This window comes from Stenotrophomonas sp. GW821-FHT01H02A, from assembly GCF_059422145.1.
In genome coordinates this window covers 194,261-212,956 of sequence record NZ_JBWKWI010000004.1, presented here as the reverse complement: position 1 = coordinate 212,956, position 18,696 = coordinate 194,261, and the positions used below count along the sequence as shown (strand labels likewise).

Genomic DNA, 18,696 nt, shown 5'->3' with positions numbered 1-18,696 from the left:
GGAGGCACCGGATGACTCGACTAGAGCATAGTTGCTGCAACGCCGCAATACACGGTTGCAGGCGCAACCAACCCCTTGTGTTTCAGGGGTTTCCCTACCGCCTGTTCAGCCGCAACGAAGGCCGTCGATGACGTTCTTGGCATCCACTTCGACGTTCAAGCGCTCCCCGACAAACTCCATCGTGGTCATGTCGTTCGGCTTGAGCACGCGCACACTGGTGGCGCCGGCATCCTGCTGGGCCTGGTTGCCGATCTCGGCGGTATAGGGCTGGCCGACCAGGCTCTGCACCTGGGTGGCATCGCAGCTGCCGACCGGCGGCGCTTCGGTTGCCTTGCCGGCTTCGTCGGTCGGCGCGGCGGCGGCTTCAGCCGCCTTCTGTGCATCGGTGGCGACCGCTTCCTGCTCGTCCATGGGCGGTGCGCTGCAGGCACCGAGGACCAACAGGGCGGGGAACAGGGCGATCAGCCCGAAAGAACGCCGCACGCGGCGGAACGACAAAGACGACATCGGTACTCCAGAAAGCGAGCCAGTAAACGGTGGAGGATATCGCCAAGCGCGGTGTGAGGTGTTTGTGTTGCGTTATTGACGCGGTGCCGCACCGGCAGCGGTGACACTGCGCTTCCCTGATCCGCGCCGCGTCCATGAGCCCGAGCCGCACCGTCACCCCCGAAGCCGCCGCCGCCCGCCAGGCCGGCCTGCGTTATGTCAGCGACGAACTGCCCGGCATCACCCGCCGCAAGGCCGGCAAGGGTTTCGCCTATCGCAATACGGAGGGCGCGGCGGTGCGCGATGCGGCCACCCTGGCCCGGATCCGCGCGCTGGCCATCCCGCCGGCCTACACCGACGTGTGGATCTGCGCGCTGCCCAACGGCCACCTGCAGGCCACCGGCCGCGATGCGCGGGGGCGCAAGCAGTACCGCTACCACGCCGACTGGGCGCGGGTGCGCGGCGATGGCAAGTTCGACCGCGTGATCGCCTTCGGCAAGGCGCTGCCGCAACTGCGCCGGCGCCTGCGCCGTGACCTCAAACTGCCGGGATTCCCGCGTGACAAAGTGCTGGCCATCGTGGTCGCGCTGCTGTCCGAAACGCTGGTGCGCGTGGGCAACGCGGCCTACGCGCGGGAGAACCGCTCCTACGGTCTGACCACCCTGCGCAACCACCATCTGGCCATGCTCAAGGGCGGCCGGGCGCAGATGCGTTTCCGTGGGAAATCGGGGCAGGCCCAGGAGATCGATGTCGACGACCGTCGGCTGGTGCAGTTGATCCGGCGCTGCCAGCAGCTGCCGGGCCAGGCGCTGTTCCAGTACCGCGATGATGACGGCAACGTGCAGCCGGTCGACTCGGGCATGGTCAATGACTACCTGCGCGATGCGATGGGGGAGGATTTCAGCGCCAAGGACTTCCGCACCTGGGGCGGTACCGTGGCCGCGCTGCGGCAACTGGCGGCGACGGCATTGCCAGAGCCGTCCAGCGAGCGCGCATTGACCGCGCTGCAGCGGGAGGTGGTGTGCGAGGTGGCCAGGTTGTTGGGCAATACGCCGGCGGTGTGCCGCAAGGCCTATATCGATCCCTGCGTGTTCGAGGGCTGGCGCGACGGAGGGCTGGCGTCGCTGGAGGGGCTGCGCGGGGACCGTCAGTGGGAGCAGGCCACGCTGCGTTTCCTGGCCGCCTCACGCCGCCGCGCCTCGGCGAAGACCAGGCGCGCGGCGGCCTGAGCGAGGCGATCAGCCGCAGTAGATCGCGGTGATGTTGTTGGTGCTGCCGGTCTCGATGGTCAGCCGCTCGCCGCCGCTTTCCGCACCGGTGGTGGACGGCACCGCGCCGCTGGCGGTCGGGCCGCTTTCCTGGCGCTGACCACGCAGCACGACCACTTCCAGGCTGTCGCTGTCCACGCGGGCCCGCTCCACGGTCGCCGCCGATGCGGCCAACCCGGTGGCACCGCGGACCTTGTCGATATGGCACTGGCCGGAAATGACGCCATCGATCGGCTGGACCTGCGCGACGGGGGTAGTGCTGCAGGCGGACAGGGCAAGGACGGCCACGGCCGCGGACAGGTAACGAAGCATGCGACGCACTCCATGGGAATTGCGCTCAGGGTGCATCGATGCCCGTATGCGGCGCATGAATCCCTACACGGGGTGGGCACGCTCCATTCACCGTGCCTGGCCGCGGGGACGACCATAGTGGAGGCGCGCAATGCCGGCACGGTTTCCCGACCCGGCGCGCATCTGAGTTTGATCCACGCATCTGATCCGGCAACAGGAGTCGAGCATGGCCACGGCCAAAACCCGTAAGACCACCAAGACCCCCACCTCCCGCAAGCGCCCGCGTCCGGCGGAAGCGGCCGCCACGGCGACCGAACCGCGTACCCGCACCCCGGTCGTCAAAACCGCGACCCGCAAGGCGGCCGCCACCGATCCGCGCGCTGCGCGCGTGGCCGCCCGCCAGCGCCGTCTGCAGGACCAAGAAAAAGCCAAGGACGCACGAGCAGCGAAAAAGGCCGCCAAAACCACGACCAAGAAGGCGACCCAGGCCGGCCCGCGGCGCCAGCCGGAGAAGATGCCCGCCCAGCAGTTGGCCAAACCGGGCAACGAACACGCGATGCAGCTGGCCCCGCGCTTCCTGGCGCCGGATTACCAGGGCAGCGGCAAGCTCAAGGGAAAGCGCGCCATCATCACCGGCGCCGACTCCGGCATCGGCCGCGCGGTGGCGGTGCTGTTCGCCCGCGAAGGTGCCGATGTCGCGGTGCTTCACCTGGATGAAAAGAAGGACGCGCAGATCACCCGTGCGCACGTCGAGAAGGAAGGCGCGCGCTGCGTGGTGATCGCAGGCGACGTGCGCGATCCGGCGTTCTGCAACAAGGCGGTCAAACAGGTGGTCAAGGCGTTCGGTGGGATCGACATCCTGGTCAACAATGCCGCCTTCCAGCTGCATTGTGATCGCCTTGAAGACCTCGAGGACGCGCACCTGCAGGAAACCCTGCAGACCAACATCGGCGGTTACATCCAGATGGCGCGCGCGGTGCTGCCGCATCTGGGCGAGGGCGCCAGCATCATCAACACCGGCTCGGAAACCGGCCTGTTCGGCAGCAAGTCGCTGGTGGACTATTCGGCGACCAAGGGCGCGATCCATGCGTTCACCAAGGCGCTGGCCAGCCAGTTGCTGCCGCGCGGCATCCGCGTCAATGCCGTTGCCCCGGGTCCGGTCTGGACCCCGCTCAATCCGGCCGACAAGAAGGCACCGGATGTGGCCGAGTTCGGCCAGGACAGCGACATGGGTCGTCCGGCACAGCCGGAAGAGCTGTCGCCGGCGTACGTGTTCCTCGCCTCGCCGATCACCGCCAGCTACATCAGTGGCGTGATCCTGCCGGTGATGGGCGGACCGCGCGGCTGACCGTCGGCGCCGACGCCGGCGCACCGGCACCATAGAACGCGGCGATCTGCGGAATGAAGTTCTGCGGGTTGGCCCCGACCAGGTTGGTCAGCACCACGATGGCCAGCCCCTGGTCGGGGTAGACGATGAACGCCGAGCGCGCGCCGCCCATTCCGGCCACCTGGCGTTGCGGACTGTGCTGGAGGACCGCCCAGCCGTTGCCCCAGGCACCGTCGGTGCCGTCGTTGAGCCGTTCCGGTGTCCACATCCGGCGGGTGCTGGCGGCGTTGATCAGGCGGTTGCCGGTCAACGCGACCAGCCACTGCGCGACGTCATCGGCGGTGGTCAGCATGCCGCCGCCGGCCCACAGCCCCGGGGTCATGTCGTAGAACCAGTGCGAAAGCCGTGGCGTCGCCTCCGGCGCATCGGTGCGGCGCGGGAACCAGCTGTAGATCGTGGCGCTGTTGGCGATCAGGTCGTAGCTGTCGCCGAACGTCGTGGACGGCATCCCGACGACATCGAATTGATGCGTGGCCACATAGCGGTCGTACGGCATCGCGGATTGCGCGGCGATGATCCGCGCGAGCAGCACATAGTTGGTCTGGTTGTAGGTGAAGCGCGCGCCGGGGACGGCCTCCACCGGCAGCTGGGTCACGGCCGTCCACGCCGCCTGCTCGGTGCCTCCGCCCAGCAGTCCCTGCGCGTCCAGGATGTCCGGTAATCCCGAGGTATGCGCCAGCAGTTGCCTGACCCGAACGCCGTGCCATGCCTCGGGCAGATCGGCGAGATAGGTCGAGATTGGCGCATCCAGGTTCACCTTGCCCGCCTCGGCCAGCTGCATCATCGCCACCCCGGTGAACGACTTCGTCGCCGAGTTGAGCGGGAAACGCGTGGTGCGCGTGGCCGGCAGCTGGTTCTCGACGTTGGCCAGCCCTAGGCTTTCGGACAGCACCACCTTGCCCTCCTTGACCACCGCGATCTGCAGGCCGGGAATGCGCAGGGTCTCCATGGTCTGGCCGATGAACTGCCGGGTCTGCTGGTTGGCCGTGTCCACGTTGCCGGCTTGCGCGTGCACGCCCAGCGGGAACAACAGGGCGACGATCATGATCACGCGGTAAGTGCAGCGCATTGAGCAGTTCCTTGGCGGAGGCAGGTGGCCGTGGCCAGGGCGGAATGCCGCAGCTCGAAGGCTTGGATGCGGTCCGGGACGAAAAGGTTTAAGTCCCCCGCTGTCGCTGTCGCGCCGCGACTACCGTTCGTCGGCACGGTCCATCCGGCACTTGACGACATCTGTAGTCACTGGCACGGTGGCGACACGTGTAGTCATAGGGAGTGCGTCATGCGCGGCAAGACCATCGGGGACCAGGAACTGGCCCTGCTGCAGTACATCGCGGAACAGGAGCGCCCGAGTGTGGGCGAGGTCGCCGCCGGCTTCGGCGAGCAGCGTGGGCTGGCGCGGTCGACCGTGCTGACCATGATGGAGCGCCTGCGCGCCAAGTCCTATCTCAGCCGCAGACAGGTGGATGGGGTGTACCGCTATGCCACCACCAGTGGCCAGGACAGCGTGGTGCAGGGCGCCGTGGCCAGCTTCGTGGAGAAGACGCTGCAGGGCTCGGTCTCGCCGTTCGTGGCGTTCATGTCGCACAAGGTGGATGTCAGCGATCAGGAGCTGGCCGAGCTGGAAGCGCTGGTCGCACAGTTGCAGTCACGCAAGCGGGAGGGCTGAGCCATGGACATGATGATGAGTGAACTGCTGGCGCGGCTGGGCTGGACCAGCGTGCAGAGCGCAGTGCTGGTGGCGCTGGTGTGGGGCGTGTGCCGGCTGCTGCCGCAGCTGCCGGCGGCCACCCGCTGCCGCCTGTGGTGGCTGGTGGCCGTGCAGGCGGTGCTGGGCCTGGTCTGGAGCAGCCCGCTGGAACTGGCGGTGCTGCCCGCACCCGCCGCCGTGACGGCACCGGCGATGGCGTTGCCCGCGTTCGATGCCGCCCTGCAGGCCGCGCCGGTCGCCGACGCGCCGGCCGCGGTCGATACGGCGACGATGGCGTGGTCCTGGCCCTCGCTGCTGCTGGCCCTGTGGGGCGCCGGCGTGCTGTTGATGGTGATGCACAGCCTGCGCGGCTACCGCGCCAGCCGCGCGCTGGTCCGCAGCGCCACCGAGTGCACCGACGTCGGGCTGCAGCAGGCATTGCAGCTGGCTGCCGAAGCGCATGGACTGCGCCGCGCGCCGCGCCTGAAGCTGTCCGCGCAGATCCGTTCGCCGCAGTTGATCGGCCCGTGGCGGCCAGTGCTGCTGCTGCCGGCGCGCGAGCTGCCGGCGATGTCGGCGGACGACCTGGACATGGCGCTGACCCATGAGCTGATCCATCTGCAGCGTCGTGACCTGTGGTGGGGCCTGCTGCCGGCGGTGTCGCAGCATCTGTTCTTCTTCCATCCGCTGGTGCACCTGGCAGCCCGCGAGTACGCGCTGGCCCGCGAAGAAGCCTGCGATGGTGCCGTGGTGGCCGGGCATGGCCATTGCCGCCATGACTATGGTCGCTTGCTGGTCCAACTCGGTGTTGCGCCGCGTCCTGCGGTGGGCGTGGCCAGCGCCTCGCCCAACCTGCGCAGTCTCAAGCGCCGCCTGTTGACCCTGCAGCAGACCCCCAGCGTGCCGCGTGTGGCCGCGTTGGCGATCACCGCGCTGTTCGTGGTGGTCGGCGTGGCGCCGTTGCGCCTGGTGGCTGCGCCGCCGCCGCCATCGGCTCCGCACGCGCCGTCCGCACCCAGCGCACCAACGCCGCCAACGCCGTTGCCCGCGCCGCGCCCGGCACCTGCTCCGGCGCCTGCGCCCGAACCGCTGTCGGCTCACGAGCCGGTGCCCGCCCCGGAACCGCCGGCCGCCCCCGCCCCACCCCGTGCGCCGGAACCGCCCAAGGACCTGGATGACGGCATGTCCTTCGTCACCCATGGCCAGCTCAACATCAGCCGGCAGCCCGCGCAGGCCTTCGTGTTGATGGGCCAGGACGACAACTTCGTCGATGCCTCGGTGGCCGACCTCAAGCAGGCGCGTCGTGATGCAGGTGGTCACGAGCCGGCGCTGTGGGTACGCCGTGGCCAGGCGCGCTATCTGATCCGCGATCCTGCCGTGCTCAGCCAGCTGAGCCGCAGCCAGTCCGACGTGGCTGCGCTGGGCAACGCGCAGGCCGAGCTGGGCGACCGCCAGGCAGTGATCGGCCAGCAGTTGGCCAAGGTCTCGATGCAGGTCACCGCAGATGCGCTGGCGGCGGTGGATGTCGCGGCGGTGGTAAACCGCGCCATGCGCCAGGTCGGCCTGGATGCGGCCGCCGAGGCCAACCTGGCCGCCCGCCAGGCGCGTGCGGCCTCGGCCAGCTCCAGCCAGGCAGCACGCGAGGCGCGCGTCGCCGCGGCCAAAGCGGTGGATGCCCGCCAGATCACCCGGGCGGCACGCGAGCAGGCCGAACTGGGGCGTGAACAGGCGCGACTGGCGCAGCAGCAGAGCCTGGCCTCGGCCCGTGCTGTGCGCGAGGTTCGCACGGCCATTGATCAGGCGCTGGCCAGCGGCAAGGCCGAGCGCCTGCGTGACTGACCTCGCCTGACCGGCACGGCGGCCTGCCCATGACGGCTGGCCGCCGCCCTCAGCCGCAGTACGCGGCAGGTTTCAACCGATCATCCGCAGTTGGCGCGCACGATCCTGTTCTGTGCGTCCACTTCAATGCTCAACCGGTCCTCGCGGAAATCCATGGTCATCGCCATGCCCGGCTTGAGCACGCGGGCGTTGCGCGCACCGCTGTCCTTCACCGCCTTCTGGATCACCGCCTCGGTGGCGGTCTGGCCAGCCAGGCCGGTGAGTTTTTCCGGGTCGCATTGCGAGGCGCTGCCGGCCACCGCCGGCGGCGCGGCCGAGGTCGGGCTGTCGGCGGGTGTCGCCGCCGTCTTGCCGGGATGACTGCAGGCGGCCAGCGGCAGGGCGCAGCCCAGGGCGAACAGAAGGTTCAGACGCATGTGGTGGTCCTCCCACGGAAAGTAACCGCAGTGTCCGTGGGCAGGCCTTTACACCGCGTCAATGGCCTGCAGCGCCAAGGTCTCCCGATCGCGCTGCTCCTCGGCCACCAGCCGCCGCATCAGCAGCGCCAGGGTCACCACGTCCTGGTGGTTGTGCTCGGCCACGCGGCGCAGGTTCACCGCACTGCCGCCACGCAGGTAATTCAACCATGCGGCCGGCGCTTCCGAGCCGGGCAGATCGTCCTCGCGCACGATCTGCAGCAGCTGGCGTTCGATCGTGGCCAGCCGGCAGTTTTCCCACGTACCGCGATAGCGGCGGCGGGTCGGGAACAGCAGGTCGACGTGGTCCAGCGGCGTGATCGGGCAGCGCTGCCGGGCCAGCCGATAGCGGGTCTTGAGCAGCGGGGCGTCGTAGCAGCGGCCGTTGTAGCTGGAGAACACCGTACTCGGCCGCAGCCAGCCGGCAAACTCGCGCAGCATCGCGGTTTCGGCCGCCATCGTGGTCATCAGCAACTGGCGGATGCGCAGGCCGTCGCCTCGCTCGGGATGCGCGTGCCAGTCCGCGGCGCCGATCATGAAGGCGCGGGTGCCGGTACCGCCGGCCAGGCCGGTGGTCTCGGTATCGAAGAACAGCAGGTCCTGCGGCCGTACCTGCTCCCCCTCACGCTTGGCGAAGGCCAACGACAGCGGCTCGGTTGGAATGGCCTGCGCGACGAACGACTCGATCAGGAACAGGCCCGGCGCGATTTCCTCGCCCGGTACATGGCGGTCCTTGGCGTGCTCGCGCAGGTTGGCCGTCCCGGTGCCGCGCTCGCGCAGGCCGAGCAACCGGCGCAGGCCACCGAGTTCGGGTTTGCGCAGCGCGGGCGCCGGGAGGGTGGGCGCTGCCGGTGCGGTATCGCGGGCGGCCCCACCGGTCGGTTTGTGGCGGATCTCCTGCTCCACCCAGCCGAAAACGGAGGCGGGTGCGGGCTTGCGTGCACGTGCGTCGTTGGCCGCGGCCGGGAGGGGCGCGGTGGCTGCGCGGCCGGCAGCGCCGGTGTCACCCGCATCGGATCCGCCAGCGGTGGTGGTGGCCGGGTCACGGGCCGGTGCCGGCGTTGCCTCACCGGCTTGCCGGCGCAGCAGCCGCAGCTTGTCCAGGCTCAGGCTCACGGGGCGACCACCTCGGCGCTCCGGCGCTCACGCTCGGCGGCAGACGGCAGCGCTGCGCTGTCGAACAGATCCAGCACTTTCAGCGCCAGCGCCTTGGGCGTGGTGGCGTCATCTTCCTGGCCGGCCAGCACCGGGCCGACGCAGGCCGGGCAGCCGGCCTTGCAGTCACAGCCCTGCACCAGCTCGCGCGCGCGCAGCAGCAGCTCGGCCTGGCGGACCCACAGCGGTTCGCTCAGGCCTACCCCGCCAGGGAAGTTGTCGTACAGATACACCGTCGGCACGAACTGCTGCTGCAGCTCGATCGCACTCGCATCGAACTCGGCGCCCCGCAGCTGCCCGCGGCCACTCTGGTCGGCCACCGCGAACCACGCGCCATCGCCATTGCCGACCGCCTTCTGCAGGTCGCGCGCATCGGCCATCACCGCCACCGTGGCGACGATGTGCAGCGCGTAGGCGGCGCCGAGGAAGCCGTCCAGCGCCTCCTGCTTGCTGTCGAACGCAGTCAGCAGCAGCGCCTGCGGCAACTGCCACCACATCGCCGTGGTGTGCAGCTCCTGGTCGGGCAGGTTGACCGGGCCGTAGCCGATGTTCTCGTGGGTGTAATAGCGGATCTTCTTGTAGCCGGCCACGCGGCGCACCACGTGCACCTCGCCGTGCTGCGAATCGCCGCGCCCGGCAATGCAGCCATCGAAGCGGTCCAGCACCTTGAGCTTGGTGAAGTCGATGCTGTCGGTGTAGTAGTCCACGTGGGTGCGGGTGACGTAGGCCTTGCGGCCTTCCCAGTCCAGCCGCTCCACCTGGTAGGGCGTGGACTGCACCATGTGGATGGCGCCTTCGTACAGCGTCAGCGCCGCGGCGGAGTAATCCACCTCGGCGATGATCTGCTGCTTGCCGTCGCTGCGGTCCACCACCACGAAGTTGCCGTCGGCCACCGAGCGCAGGCTGACCGCGTTGGCCGGGTAGCTGTCCGCGATCCACTCCCAGCGATCGCCTTCGCGGTGCACGACCTCGGTTTCGGCCAGGGCTTCCAGGAACACCAGTGGATCGATCGGCCCGAACGGATCGCCGGCCAGGAACGGCAGCTCGAAGGCGGCGCAGCGGATGTGATCGAACAGGATCAGCGGCTGGTCCGGTGCGATGCGTGCGTGCTCGGGCGAGGCCTCGGCGAAGAAGTCCGGATGCCGCACCACGTATTGGTCCAGCGGCTGCGAGCTGGCCACCATCACGCCCAGTGCGGGCTGCTGGCGGCGACCGGCGCGGCCGAAGCGCTGCCAGGTCGCGGCGACGCTGCCCGGGTAGCCGTTGAGGATCACCACGTCCAGGCTGCCGATATCCACGCCCAGCTCCAGCGCCGAGGTGCTGACGATGCCGTCGATGTGCCCGGCGCGCATCGCCCGCTCGGTCTCGCGTCGCTCGGTCGGCAGGTAGCCGCCGCGGTAGGCACGGATGCGCGCCGGCTTGCGCGGATCGTGGTCGAAGATGTCCTTGAGGTACTTGGTCAGCACTTCGACCATCAACCGGCTCTGCGCGAAGATCAGGGTCTTCAGGCCGGATTTGATCGCGATGCGGGCGATGCGGTTGCTCTGCGAGCGGGCAGACGCACGCAGCCCGAGATCGGCGTTGACCACCGGCGGATTCCACAGCAGCACGTGCTTCGGCCCGCTGGGCGCACCGGATTCGGTGATCGCGGTGACCGGGGCTTCGATCAGCGCCTCGGCATGCGCCTGCGGGTTGCCGATGGTGGCCGAGCACAGGATGAACTGCGGCTCCACCCCGTAGAACGCGCAGATCCGCTTGAGCCGGCGCAGCACGTTGGTGACGTGGCTGCCGAACACCCCGCGGTAGGTGTGCACTTCATCGATCACCACGTAGCGCAGGTTCTCGAAGAACTGCGCCCATTTGGTGTGATGCGGCAGGATCGCCTGGTGCAGCATGTCCGGGTTGGAGACCACGATGTCGCCGTGCAGGCGGATCGCCTGGCGCGCATCGCCGGGGGTATCGCCGTCGAAGGTGAAGGCTTTCACGCCCAGATCGCCGGCCCGGTTGAGCTCCAGCAGCTCGGCCACCTGGTCCTGGGCCAGCGCCTTGGTCGGGAACAGGTACAGCGCCTTGGCCTTGCCCTGCATCGCTGCGCTGACCACCGGCAGGGTGTAGCACAGCGACTTGCCGCTGGCGGTCGGGGTCACGATGGCCACGTGTTCGCCGCGCTGGCTGGCTTCCCAGGCCTGCGCCTGGTGGCTGTACAGCTGCTCGATGCCACGCGCCTTCAACGCATTGACCAGCGCGGCCGGCACATCGGCCGGAATCGGCGCGTACTGGCCCTCGCGGGCGGGAATCGTGAAGCTGCCGGTGATGCGGTCGTGGTAGCGGCGCTGCAGGCGCGCGGTCAGCAGCGCACCATCGCGCGAAGGCAGCCCTTCGGTGGTGGCGAGGCGGCGCTCGGCGTCCTCGGTACGCTTGGCGAGTTCGTAGGCCATGGTCACAGCGGTCTGCAAAGGACGCTATGGAAACATGACGGCGTCTCAATGTCTGAGACATCGCGATGCGCGCGGGTGAATGGTTCAGTGCCTGCCCGCGCTGCCTGGACAGCTGCCATCAACGAAACCTGACGCCGGCCTCCGTATCCTTGAGGCCAGCCCGCAACCAACACGGATGGAGTCGCTGTGGCATTACGTGGACATCAAGGTGCAGCGCTGCTGGCCGGCCTGTTGCTGGCCGCCGCCGCGCAGGCACAGCAGGCGGCGCCACCCGAACCCGTGGACCCGCCGCCCACGCCGACGCAGGGCGATGTCACCACGCTGGGCGAGGTGCGGGCGCTCAAGCCCGACGACGAGCCGCTGGATCTGTACCGCTTCAAGAATCCGGTGCAGGTGCAGCCGAACCGGTTCAGCCGCACGTGGAGCGAACCGCCGTCGCCGGAGCAGGTCAGCATGAGCGGCGGCTATCTGATGATGGGCATCAACAAGGGGCTGGCCGCCGCGGCGCAGGGCGTGAACAAGCTCACCGGCGGACCCGACCAGATCCAGTCCGCGACTGCCCGCCCACCGCCGGAGCTGACCGACGACGAGCAGCGCCGGGCGCAGGACGTGTGCGTGCAGCAGGGGGGATGCCCGGCGCCGCCGGAGCGCTGAGCGGGCAGGGCAGCATCGCTCCATCGACCGTCAAGCGGGCCTTGCCACCCGTCGCCGTTCCAGCCACCACAGCAGCCCGGCCGCCAGCACGAAGGCGAGCAGCCATGGCCAACGCGGTCCCGGCGTCTCGATCACGCCGGTCGACGTTGCTGCGGTGCCCACCGCCAGACGCTGCGCGGTGGCCTCCCGCAGCTGTTGGCGATGCAGCGACCACGCCGTGGCCGGATCGAACACGTAGACCGCGTGGCGGTTCTCACCCTGCTGCAGCTGATGCCAGCCGGCCTGCGTCGGCCAGTAGCCGGCGCAGCGTTCCGCGCCGCTGGCCGGATCGACGCGCAGCGCGATGAGCGCGCCATCTGGTGCGCGCACCTGTGCAGGTTCCCGCAGCTGGCACAGCGCTACGCGCTCGCCGGCCCACGGGGTGTCGGAGTCGACGCGTGGTGCATCTGCGGCCGGAAGTGGGCGCGCCACGCTGGCCAGCACGCCGCTCCACAGCTCGGCGTGGCGATCGTCGCGACCGGCCAGGACCAGTCGATAGCTGTCGGTGACCGGCAGCAGCGCAACACGGCCCCGGCCCAGCGGGCGATAGCCGCCGATCGCAGTGCCCTTGTCATCGTGCAGCAGCGGCGTCGCGTCGTTGACTGCCACGCCCAGCCGCTCCAGTACCGGCACGCTGGCCTGATGCGATGCGGTGTCGGCTTCTTCGATGTAGGCCGTGGTGTCCGACGCGGGCCGCTGGGGACCACGGCGTGCCTGCAGCAGGGCGGCATCAGCGTCGGCCGGCAGTGTCAGGGGGACGGCCTGGTTGTTGCCGCTGACGGTCATCCCCCAGCCGCGCAGCGCCTGGCGCGCGCTGTCGTCGAGAGGGCCGCCGGTGCGAACGAGCACGCCCAACCCGCCGCGGATCGCCTGCTGCAGCGCGCTGCGTTGCGCGGCCGACAGCCCGGCCAGGCTGCGCTCATCCAGCAGCACCACATCGGTCTCGGCCAAGGTGGCAGCGGTCAGCGCGGTCGGTGCATCGCCGAGTGATACGCCACCGCCCGCGTTCGCCTGCGCCTGCACCCGCAGCCCGGCATCGGTGGCCCAGCGGCGCAGGTACTTGAACTCCGGGCCGGGTGCACCGGCCAGTATCAACAGGCGAGGCGTCGCGGCGGCGGCGGTGTCCACGGGAACGGCGAGCGTATCGATCAGATGTTGTTCGGCATCCAGCAGGCGCAGGCCGAACACGCTCTGTCCGGCGACGCGGGCCACACCGCTGAGCTGCACCCGCCCATCGGCGCCTGGCGTGGTCCTGTCGATGACCACGCCGGCGGGATCCACCAGTTCGGCGCGCGCGTGCGGCACGCCCTGCGCACGCGCGTTGACGGTGAACACCGCACCGGGCGCAGTGACCGCCGGCGGCTGCAGCGCGATCCAGCCCTGCGGCGCGTTGGGTGATTCGATGCGCACGCCACGGGGCAGCACGACATCGCGATCGCGGGCTGACAGGCCATCGCCGATCAGCCGAAGGGAGCGGGTGCCCGGATGCTGGCGCAGCACGCTGGCCAGGTCCGGTGCCGCGAGCGCGCCGGCCACCTTCGTCGCTTCCGGCAGCGCGACCACGGTCTCGCCCGGCACCGCCGACCAGCGCACCTGATCGGCCGCGGCCGTCAGCACGGTCAGTTGACCACCGGCCACACGCTGCAACGGCGGCACCAGAGTCAGATAGAGCAGCACGGTCACCGCAGCCTGCATCAACAGCAGGCCGGCGAACACGCCGCGCGCCCGTGCCGGTCCACGCCATTGCTGCCAGCACAGACGCGCACTGGCCAGCGCCAACACCGCGAGCAGCGCGATCAGGATCCAGCGCGGTTCGCTCATGGTGTGGCCTCCAACGCATCCAGATAGCGCTGACCCATGGCATCGGGTGCGTTGCGCCGGGGGACCTGCGGCAGCGGCCGCAGCAGCGCACGCCACAGCTGCGCACGCAGGGCCTGATGGCAGTCGGCGCAGCCCGGGGTGATGCGCAGGGTTTCGATGGCGGCGGCCAGGCTCAGCGGGTCCGGCAGGCGTGCTTCATTGCGCCGCAGCCACTGGGTCAGTGCGTCCAGATCCGGCGCGCTGGCGGGATCGGCAAGCTGCTGCCAGACCTGCACGATGGCCTGGTCGGGTGCGTCCAGCGCACGCAGTGGCAACGTGCGGCTGGCCAGGTCGGCGCGATCGCCGGTCATGCGCCGGCCCTCGTCGATCGGTGGCAGCTCCGGGCCGACCCGCGCCAGATAGATGCGCTCGGCCTGCTGCACTTCCTTGATGAAACCCAGTGCCTTGTAGGCGTAGGGCAGGGCGCGCTCGGGCTGGCCCTGGCGCAGCTCGCCTTCTGAAGACCACATCTGATCGAGCGCGGCCTTCAGCGTGGCGCGCGTCTTGGGATCCAGCAGGGTGGCGGCCTCGGCGTGATCATGGGTATGGCCGTATTCGGAGAGCACGTCGGTGGCGCTGCCGAACACAGCGGCGCTGCCGTCGGTCGGGGCGCCGTGGCCGTGATCATCGTGACCCGCCTGGCGCTGAGCCTGCACATGCTCGCCATCGTGATCATGATCGTCGTCATGCGCGCCCGCCGGTGTGTCGCTGGTCGGCAGGGCATCACTGGTCGGCGGCGGTTTGGCTCCGCCTTCGCTTTCCTCGCCGAGGAACTGGCCATAGCGCAGGCGCAGGATGCGCTGGTCCACGCCGATCGCATCGGCGCGTCTGACGAACTCCTCTGCTGGCAGCTGGCGGCGTTGTTTGATCAGCGCTTCGGCGTCGATGATGATCTGGCGCTGGCTGCGGAAGTACGCCGGCAGGGTCTTCTTGACCATGCCTTCCATATCGGTGCCCTGGATTTCCGCAGCGCTCGGCAGGCGCAGGATCACGCTGCTGCTCTGGGCGCTCTGCGCAGTGGGTGTGTGGGTGTCACGCACCGTCAGCTGCGCGATCACGTCATTGCCTTCGGTGGCGCCCAGCGCGGCGAGATCCAGCGTGCGCGCGAAGCGCCGCTGCGCTGCCGGGCCGGTACCGGACAGGCTGAAGGTCTGTTCGCGGAAGGTGATGTTCTCACCGCTGCCCTGGGCCAGGGTGACCTTCAACTGTGCCGTGGGCATCACGCCGTAATCGTCGGTGGCCTCGAACTGCAGCACCCACTGACGCTGCCCGGGCGTACCGAGGACCAGGCTGCGATCCGGGGCGATCACCCGCACCACCGGCGGGCGATCGGGCACCACATCGAGCCGGTACAGGCGGGTATCACGCAGGGCAGGCTCGGTCACCACGCGGTACAGCGCCGGACGTGTCGCCGTCCACTGCGCGATCCACTGCTCACCCTCGCGCTGCAGCGCGATGCGCTGGCCATCATGGAACTGGAGCGACGCAGTCTGCGGCTGCGCCGAGAAGCGCAGCGACCACTGCAGGCGGCTGTCCTGCGGCACCTTGCCATCCAGTGCGTTCTGCACGCGCGCGGCCTGCCCGGTATAGGTCGGGGCGGTGATCTCCAACCGGGTGGAACGCAGTTGTGGTGGCTGCGCGGGCGTTGCCGGCGGTGCCGCCGCGCCCGGGAACAGGGGCGCCGCGTTCTGGCCGCGTGGCCAGCCCAGCGCCAGCGCCATCACCAGCAGCGACGTGATCACCGAGGCCAGCACCCACCGGCCCGGCCAGCGCGGCCGCAGTTCAGGCATGCGCGCCTGCAGGGCGGCGGCGACATGCGTGCGCTGCCGCTGCTGCAACCGGTTCAATGCCTCCGGCAGGGCGAACAGCAGGTCGGCACTGTCCTGCGCGACCGGGTGGTCGTCCAACCGGCGGACCAGCCATCGGCGATCCAGACGACGTGCGCGCCAGGTGGCCACGCCGACGCTGACCAGCAACGTCAGCAGCAGGACCACGGTGCCCGTGTTGAACCCGGCCACCCGCCACGCCACCGCGCTGATCGCCAACGCAACCGGCATCGCGGGCAGGGTGGTGATCCACCACTGGCGCCGGCGCGCGCGCTGCCAGGCGTGCTGGATGGCCGCGTTCATGCGCCTGCCCCGCGGCGTGGCGAGGTCGCCATCACCCGTTCCAGCGCGAACAGCAGCACGATCAGCGCCAGCAGCCATGGGCCCAGCTCGCGCGGTGCGGGCAGCGGCGTGGCGCCGCCGCGCAACGGCTGCTGTGTCGCTGCGGCCGCGAGCGTGGGCGGGGCCGGCAGGGCGATGACGGCCAGCAACTGGCGCGGGAAGCCGGGATCGCGCAGCATCGGCAGCGCCGCCGGCGTCAGCGGCGCGGTGAAGCGCAACAGGCGCCCGTTGCCCTCTGAGCGCTGTTCCAACACCACCGCGCCCTGCGCATCGCGCAGGGCCGGCATCCAACCGGCATCGGTAGAACCGGGCGCGACCAGCACGCTGCCGCCCTGATGAATCCATGTTCGCCAGGCAGCAGGCAGTGGCGCAGCGGTGAGCCACACGCCGGTCTGTCCGGCATCGGGGGCGGTATCGGCACCGCGTGCAGGGGACAGCGGCCGGTTGGACCAGGCGCGCTGCAGTGCGGCCAGCACGCGCTGCTCACCTTCAGTGATATCGCCGCCGATCTGCAGCACAGGCGATGCTCCCGCGGCGCGCACACCCGGCGTCGCCAACGGCACCGGCCGCCAGTTCACGGCGCGCGACAGGCGTGGGCGCTCGCCATCCAGCCCGGGCATCGGGTCGGGCACGTACACGGTAAGCGGTGCGCCGGCCGGCAGGGTCTGGTCCAGCTCGCGCAGCAGGCTGACGAGTGGTTGCGGCAACGCCGGGGTGCCGTCGGCCAGCGCCGGGAAGCCCGGTGCCAGCCAGCGCCAGTCGCCCTTGGTGTCCTGGCCACGCAGGGCCGCGCCATCCAGACCGGGCGCGACCACCGTGACCGGATGTGTGTCGGCCGTGCCCCCGTGCAGGACCGGACGTGCCAGCAGCAAGGCCAACGCGGCGAGCAGCAGCAGCCGCACCAGCAGCAGCGGCCATTCATCGAAACGGATCCTCTGGCGCGGCCGGATCCGGGCCCGCAGCCAGCGCAGCGCAGCGAAGTCGAGTGGCGGGTACTGGTGGCGCCGCGCCAGGTGGACCAGCAGCGGCACCAGCCATGCCGCGAGTGCCAGCAACCCCAGTGGGAACAGCAGGCTCATGCACTCCCCCCGGTACCGAGCAGCGCGCGCAAGGGGTGATCCAGCGGCTGATCGAGGTAGCCGGTGGCATGCACGATGCCGCTGCTCTGCAGGCGCGCCTGCAACGCGCGCTGGGCGGCGTCGAAGCGGGCCAGATACTCCTCGCGGATCGCACGGCCATCGCCCAGCACCTCTTCGCCGGTTTCCGGATCGCGGAAGCGGTGACCCTCGGTGAACGGGAAATCGCGCTCTTCCGCGGTCAGCACCTGCAGGTGCAGCACCTCGCGGCGCGCGGCGGCGAGCCGCTCCAGCAGCACGGTGCCGGCTTCGTCGAAACCATCGCCAAGCGCGACCAGCAGGTCGCCGGCCTGCACCCGCTCCCAGACCGGGGCCAACGAGGTGACCGGCGGCCACGTGCCATTCGCCTGCACCTGGCGCAGCAGCAGGTGCACGCGGTCGCGCTGGCGCGGGCCGTGTCCGGCGGGCACCAGTTGCACGCCCTCGCCGCTGACGACGATCACGCCGAAGCGGTCGCTTTGCTGCAGGGCCAGTTCCACCAGGCAGGCTGCGGTGGCGCAGAGATGGTCCAGCCGCGACCACTCCGGCTGTGCACGATCGCGCTGTCGCGCCGAGGCGGTCGCATCGATCAGCACCCAGGTGGTGATCGGGCTTTCGCGTTCGGACTCGCGCACGAAGAAACGGTCCGAGCGTGCGTAGAGCTTCCAGTCGATCTGACGCAGTTCATCACCGGGTTCGTAGGCGCGGTACTGCGCGAACTCCAGCCCCGCACCGCGGCTGCGGCTGGCGTGCTGGCCGATGCCATGCGCGCCACGCGCGCGGCGTGGCAGCAGCCGCAGCGCCTTCAGGCGGCTGCGGACATCGGCGGGGATCGCGATCGGTGCGTTGCGGCTCACGGCGTGTGGATCAACCCGGGAACGGCACGGCCTGCAGCAGCGCGGCGACCACGTCGTCGGCGCTCTTCTGCTCGGCCTCGGCGGCGAAGGACAGCAGCAGGCGGTGACGCATCACCGGTGCCGCCAGCGCCTGCACATCTTCGCGGGTCGCCGCGAAACGGCCCTGCAGCAGCGCACGTGCCTTCGCGGTCAGCACCAGCGACTGGCCGGCACGCGGGCCGGCGCCCCACTTGATCCACTGGTTCACTGCGGCCGGTGCCTCGCCGCCGGGGCGGCTGGCACGCACCAGACGGGTGATCCAGGTCAGTACGTCCTCGCTGACGTGGACCTGGCGCACCGCGGCCTGCAGTGCCAGCACGTCGTCGGCATGCATCACCTGGGGCACCGTGCCACTGGCGCTGCCGGTGGTCTGCAGCAGGATGTCGCGCTCTTCCTGTTCGGTGGGGTAATCCACCCGCACATGCAGCAGGAAGCGGTCCAGCTGGGCTTCCGGCAGTGGGTAGGTGCCGGCCTGTTCGATCGGGTTCTGCGTAGCCAGCACGAAGAACGGCGCCGGCAGCGCATAGGTGGTGCCGGCATAGCTGACGGTGCGCTCCTGCATCGCTTCCAGCAGCGCGGCCTGGGTCTTGGGCGGGGTGCGGTTGAGCTCGTCGGCCAGCAGCAGGTTGGTGAAGATCGGGCCCTTCTGGAACCGGAAGTGGCGGTGGCCGGTGCCATGGTCCTCTTCCAGCAGTTCGGTGCCGAGGATGTCGCTGGGCATCAGGTCCGGGGTGAACTGGACGCGCCGGAACTGCAGCTCCAGCGCTTGGCCGAGGGAACGCACCAGCAGGGTCTTGCCCAGCCCGGGCGCGCCCTCGAGCAGGCAGTGGCCGCCGGCGAGCAGGCCGATCAGCAGCTGTTCGACCACGGCGTGCTGGCCGACCACGGCCTGGGCCAGCGCGCTGCGCAGTTGCTGCAGTTTGGGCAGGAGAGCATCAAGGCTGTCGGTATTCATAAG

General features: G+C 70.0%; 16 protein-coding genes. 5 read left to right on the top strand and 11 right to left on the bottom strand.

The annotated features are described in order from the left end of the window. Nucleotides 1-105: 105 nt before the first annotated feature. Nucleotides 106-507 (bottom strand): I78 family peptidase inhibitor, encoded by a 402-nt coding sequence (locus AC07WC_RS08305; protein ID WP_495209580.1) that lies wholly within the window; start codon nt 505-507, stop codon nt 106-108. A gap of 134 nt (nt 508-641) precedes the next feature. Between AC07WC_RS08305 and AC07WC_RS08300 the strand changes: the two genes are divergently transcribed. Continuing rightward, on the top strand, nt 642-1,715 hold the full coding sequence (locus AC07WC_RS08300; protein ID WP_495209579.1) for a DNA topoisomerase IB: 1,074 nt from the start codon (nt 642-644) through the stop codon (nt 1,713-1,715). A gap of 9 nt (nt 1,716-1,724) precedes the next feature. Here AC07WC_RS08300 and AC07WC_RS08295 read toward each other — a convergent pair whose 3' ends face one another. Next, on the bottom strand, nt 1,725-2,066 hold the full coding sequence (locus AC07WC_RS08295) for a hypothetical protein (RefSeq protein ID WP_495209578.1): 342 nt from the start codon (nt 2,064-2,066) through the stop codon (nt 1,725-1,727). Nucleotides 2,067-2,271: 205 nt separating this feature from the next. On the opposite strand from AC07WC_RS08295, the gene AC07WC_RS08290 reads away from it, so the two are divergent. Then, nucleotides 2,272-3,393, top strand: coding sequence for an SDR family oxidoreductase (locus AC07WC_RS08290; RefSeq protein WP_495209577.1), 1,122 nt, complete (start codon nt 2,272-2,274; stop codon nt 3,391-3,393). On the opposite strand, the gene AC07WC_RS08285 is transcribed toward AC07WC_RS08290, so the two are convergent. Further along, complete coding sequence (locus AC07WC_RS08285) at nt 3,350-4,501, bottom strand: serine hydrolase domain-containing protein (protein ID WP_495209576.1); 1,152 nt, start codon at nt 4,499-4,501, stop codon at nt 3,350-3,352. The two genes, AC07WC_RS08290 and AC07WC_RS08285, sit on opposite strands and share 44 nt — an antisense overlap. Before the next feature lie 210 nt (nt 4,502-4,711). Between AC07WC_RS08285 and AC07WC_RS08280 the strand changes: the two genes are divergently transcribed. Further along, the gene (locus AC07WC_RS08280; protein ID WP_495209575.1) at nt 4,712-5,098 is read left to right on the top strand and encodes a BlaI/MecI/CopY family transcriptional regulator; all 387 of its coding nucleotides are present in this window, start codon (nt 4,712-4,714) and stop codon (nt 5,096-5,098) included. Nucleotides 5,099-5,113: 15 nt separating this feature from the next. Beyond that, a complete protein-coding gene (locus AC07WC_RS08275; protein WP_495209574.1) occupies nt 5,114-6,958 on the top strand; it encodes a M56 family metallopeptidase in 1,845 nt (614 codons plus the stop codon). 80 nt (nt 6,959-7,038) lie between these two features. On the opposite strand, the gene AC07WC_RS08270 is transcribed toward AC07WC_RS08275, so the two are convergent. From AC07WC_RS08270 to AC07WC_RS08260, 3 genes are read right to left on the bottom strand one after another with little or no spacing between them, the layout of a single operon-like run. Further along, nucleotides 7,039-7,374, bottom strand: coding sequence for an I78 family peptidase inhibitor (locus AC07WC_RS08270; protein ID WP_495209573.1), 336 nt, complete (start codon nt 7,372-7,374; stop codon nt 7,039-7,041). A gap of 48 nt (nt 7,375-7,422) precedes the next feature. Continuing rightward, complete coding sequence (locus tag AC07WC_RS08265) at nt 7,423-8,529, bottom strand: ribonuclease H-like domain-containing protein (RefSeq protein WP_495209572.1); 1,107 nt, start codon at nt 8,527-8,529, stop codon at nt 7,423-7,425. Beyond that, nucleotides 8,526-11,006 (bottom strand): DEAD/DEAH box helicase, encoded by a 2,481-nt coding sequence (locus AC07WC_RS08260; RefSeq protein ID WP_495209571.1) that lies wholly within the window; start codon nt 11,004-11,006, stop codon nt 8,526-8,528. The genes AC07WC_RS08265 and AC07WC_RS08260 overlap by 4 nt, the downstream gene beginning before the upstream one ends. Nucleotides 11,007-11,192: 186 nt before the next feature. Here AC07WC_RS08260 and AC07WC_RS08255 point away from each other — a divergent pair, with 186 nt between their 5' ends. Then, nucleotides 11,193-11,660 (top strand): hypothetical protein, encoded by a 468-nt coding sequence (locus AC07WC_RS08255; protein ID WP_495209570.1) that lies wholly within the window; start codon nt 11,193-11,195, stop codon nt 11,658-11,660. A 30-nt stretch (nt 11,661-11,690) separates the two neighbouring features. Here AC07WC_RS08255 and AC07WC_RS08250 read toward each other — a convergent pair whose 3' ends face one another. From AC07WC_RS08250 to AC07WC_RS08230, 5 genes are read right to left on the bottom strand one after another with little or no spacing between them, the layout of a single operon-like run. Next, complete coding sequence (locus AC07WC_RS08250; protein WP_495209569.1) at nt 11,691-13,520, bottom strand: hypothetical protein; 1,830 nt, start codon at nt 13,518-13,520, stop codon at nt 11,691-11,693. After that, nucleotides 13,517-15,688 carry a hypothetical protein gene (locus AC07WC_RS08245; RefSeq protein ID WP_495209568.1) on the bottom strand — a complete coding sequence of 724 codons (2,172 nt, stop codon included), beginning with the start codon at nt 15,686-15,688 and terminating at the stop codon, nt 13,517-13,519. Before AC07WC_RS08245 ends, AC07WC_RS08250 begins: the two co-directional genes overlap by 4 nt. Then, nucleotides 15,685-16,806, bottom strand: a complete 1,122-nt coding sequence (locus AC07WC_RS08240; RefSeq protein WP_495209567.1) for a BatA domain-containing protein — start codon at nt 16,804-16,806, stop codon at nt 15,685-15,687. The genes AC07WC_RS08245 and AC07WC_RS08240 overlap by 4 nt, the downstream gene beginning before the upstream one ends. After that, the gene (locus AC07WC_RS08235) at nt 16,803-17,699 is read right to left on the bottom strand and encodes a DUF58 domain-containing protein (protein ID WP_495209566.1); all 897 of its coding nucleotides are present in this window, start codon (nt 17,697-17,699) and stop codon (nt 16,803-16,805) included. The genes AC07WC_RS08240 and AC07WC_RS08235 overlap by 4 nt, the downstream gene beginning before the upstream one ends. A 10-nt stretch (nt 17,700-17,709) precedes the next feature. Next, complete coding sequence (locus tag AC07WC_RS08230) at nt 17,710-18,693, bottom strand: AAA family ATPase (RefSeq protein ID WP_495209565.1); 984 nt, start codon at nt 18,691-18,693, stop codon at nt 17,710-17,712. Nucleotides 18,694-18,696 lie beyond the last annotated feature (3 nt).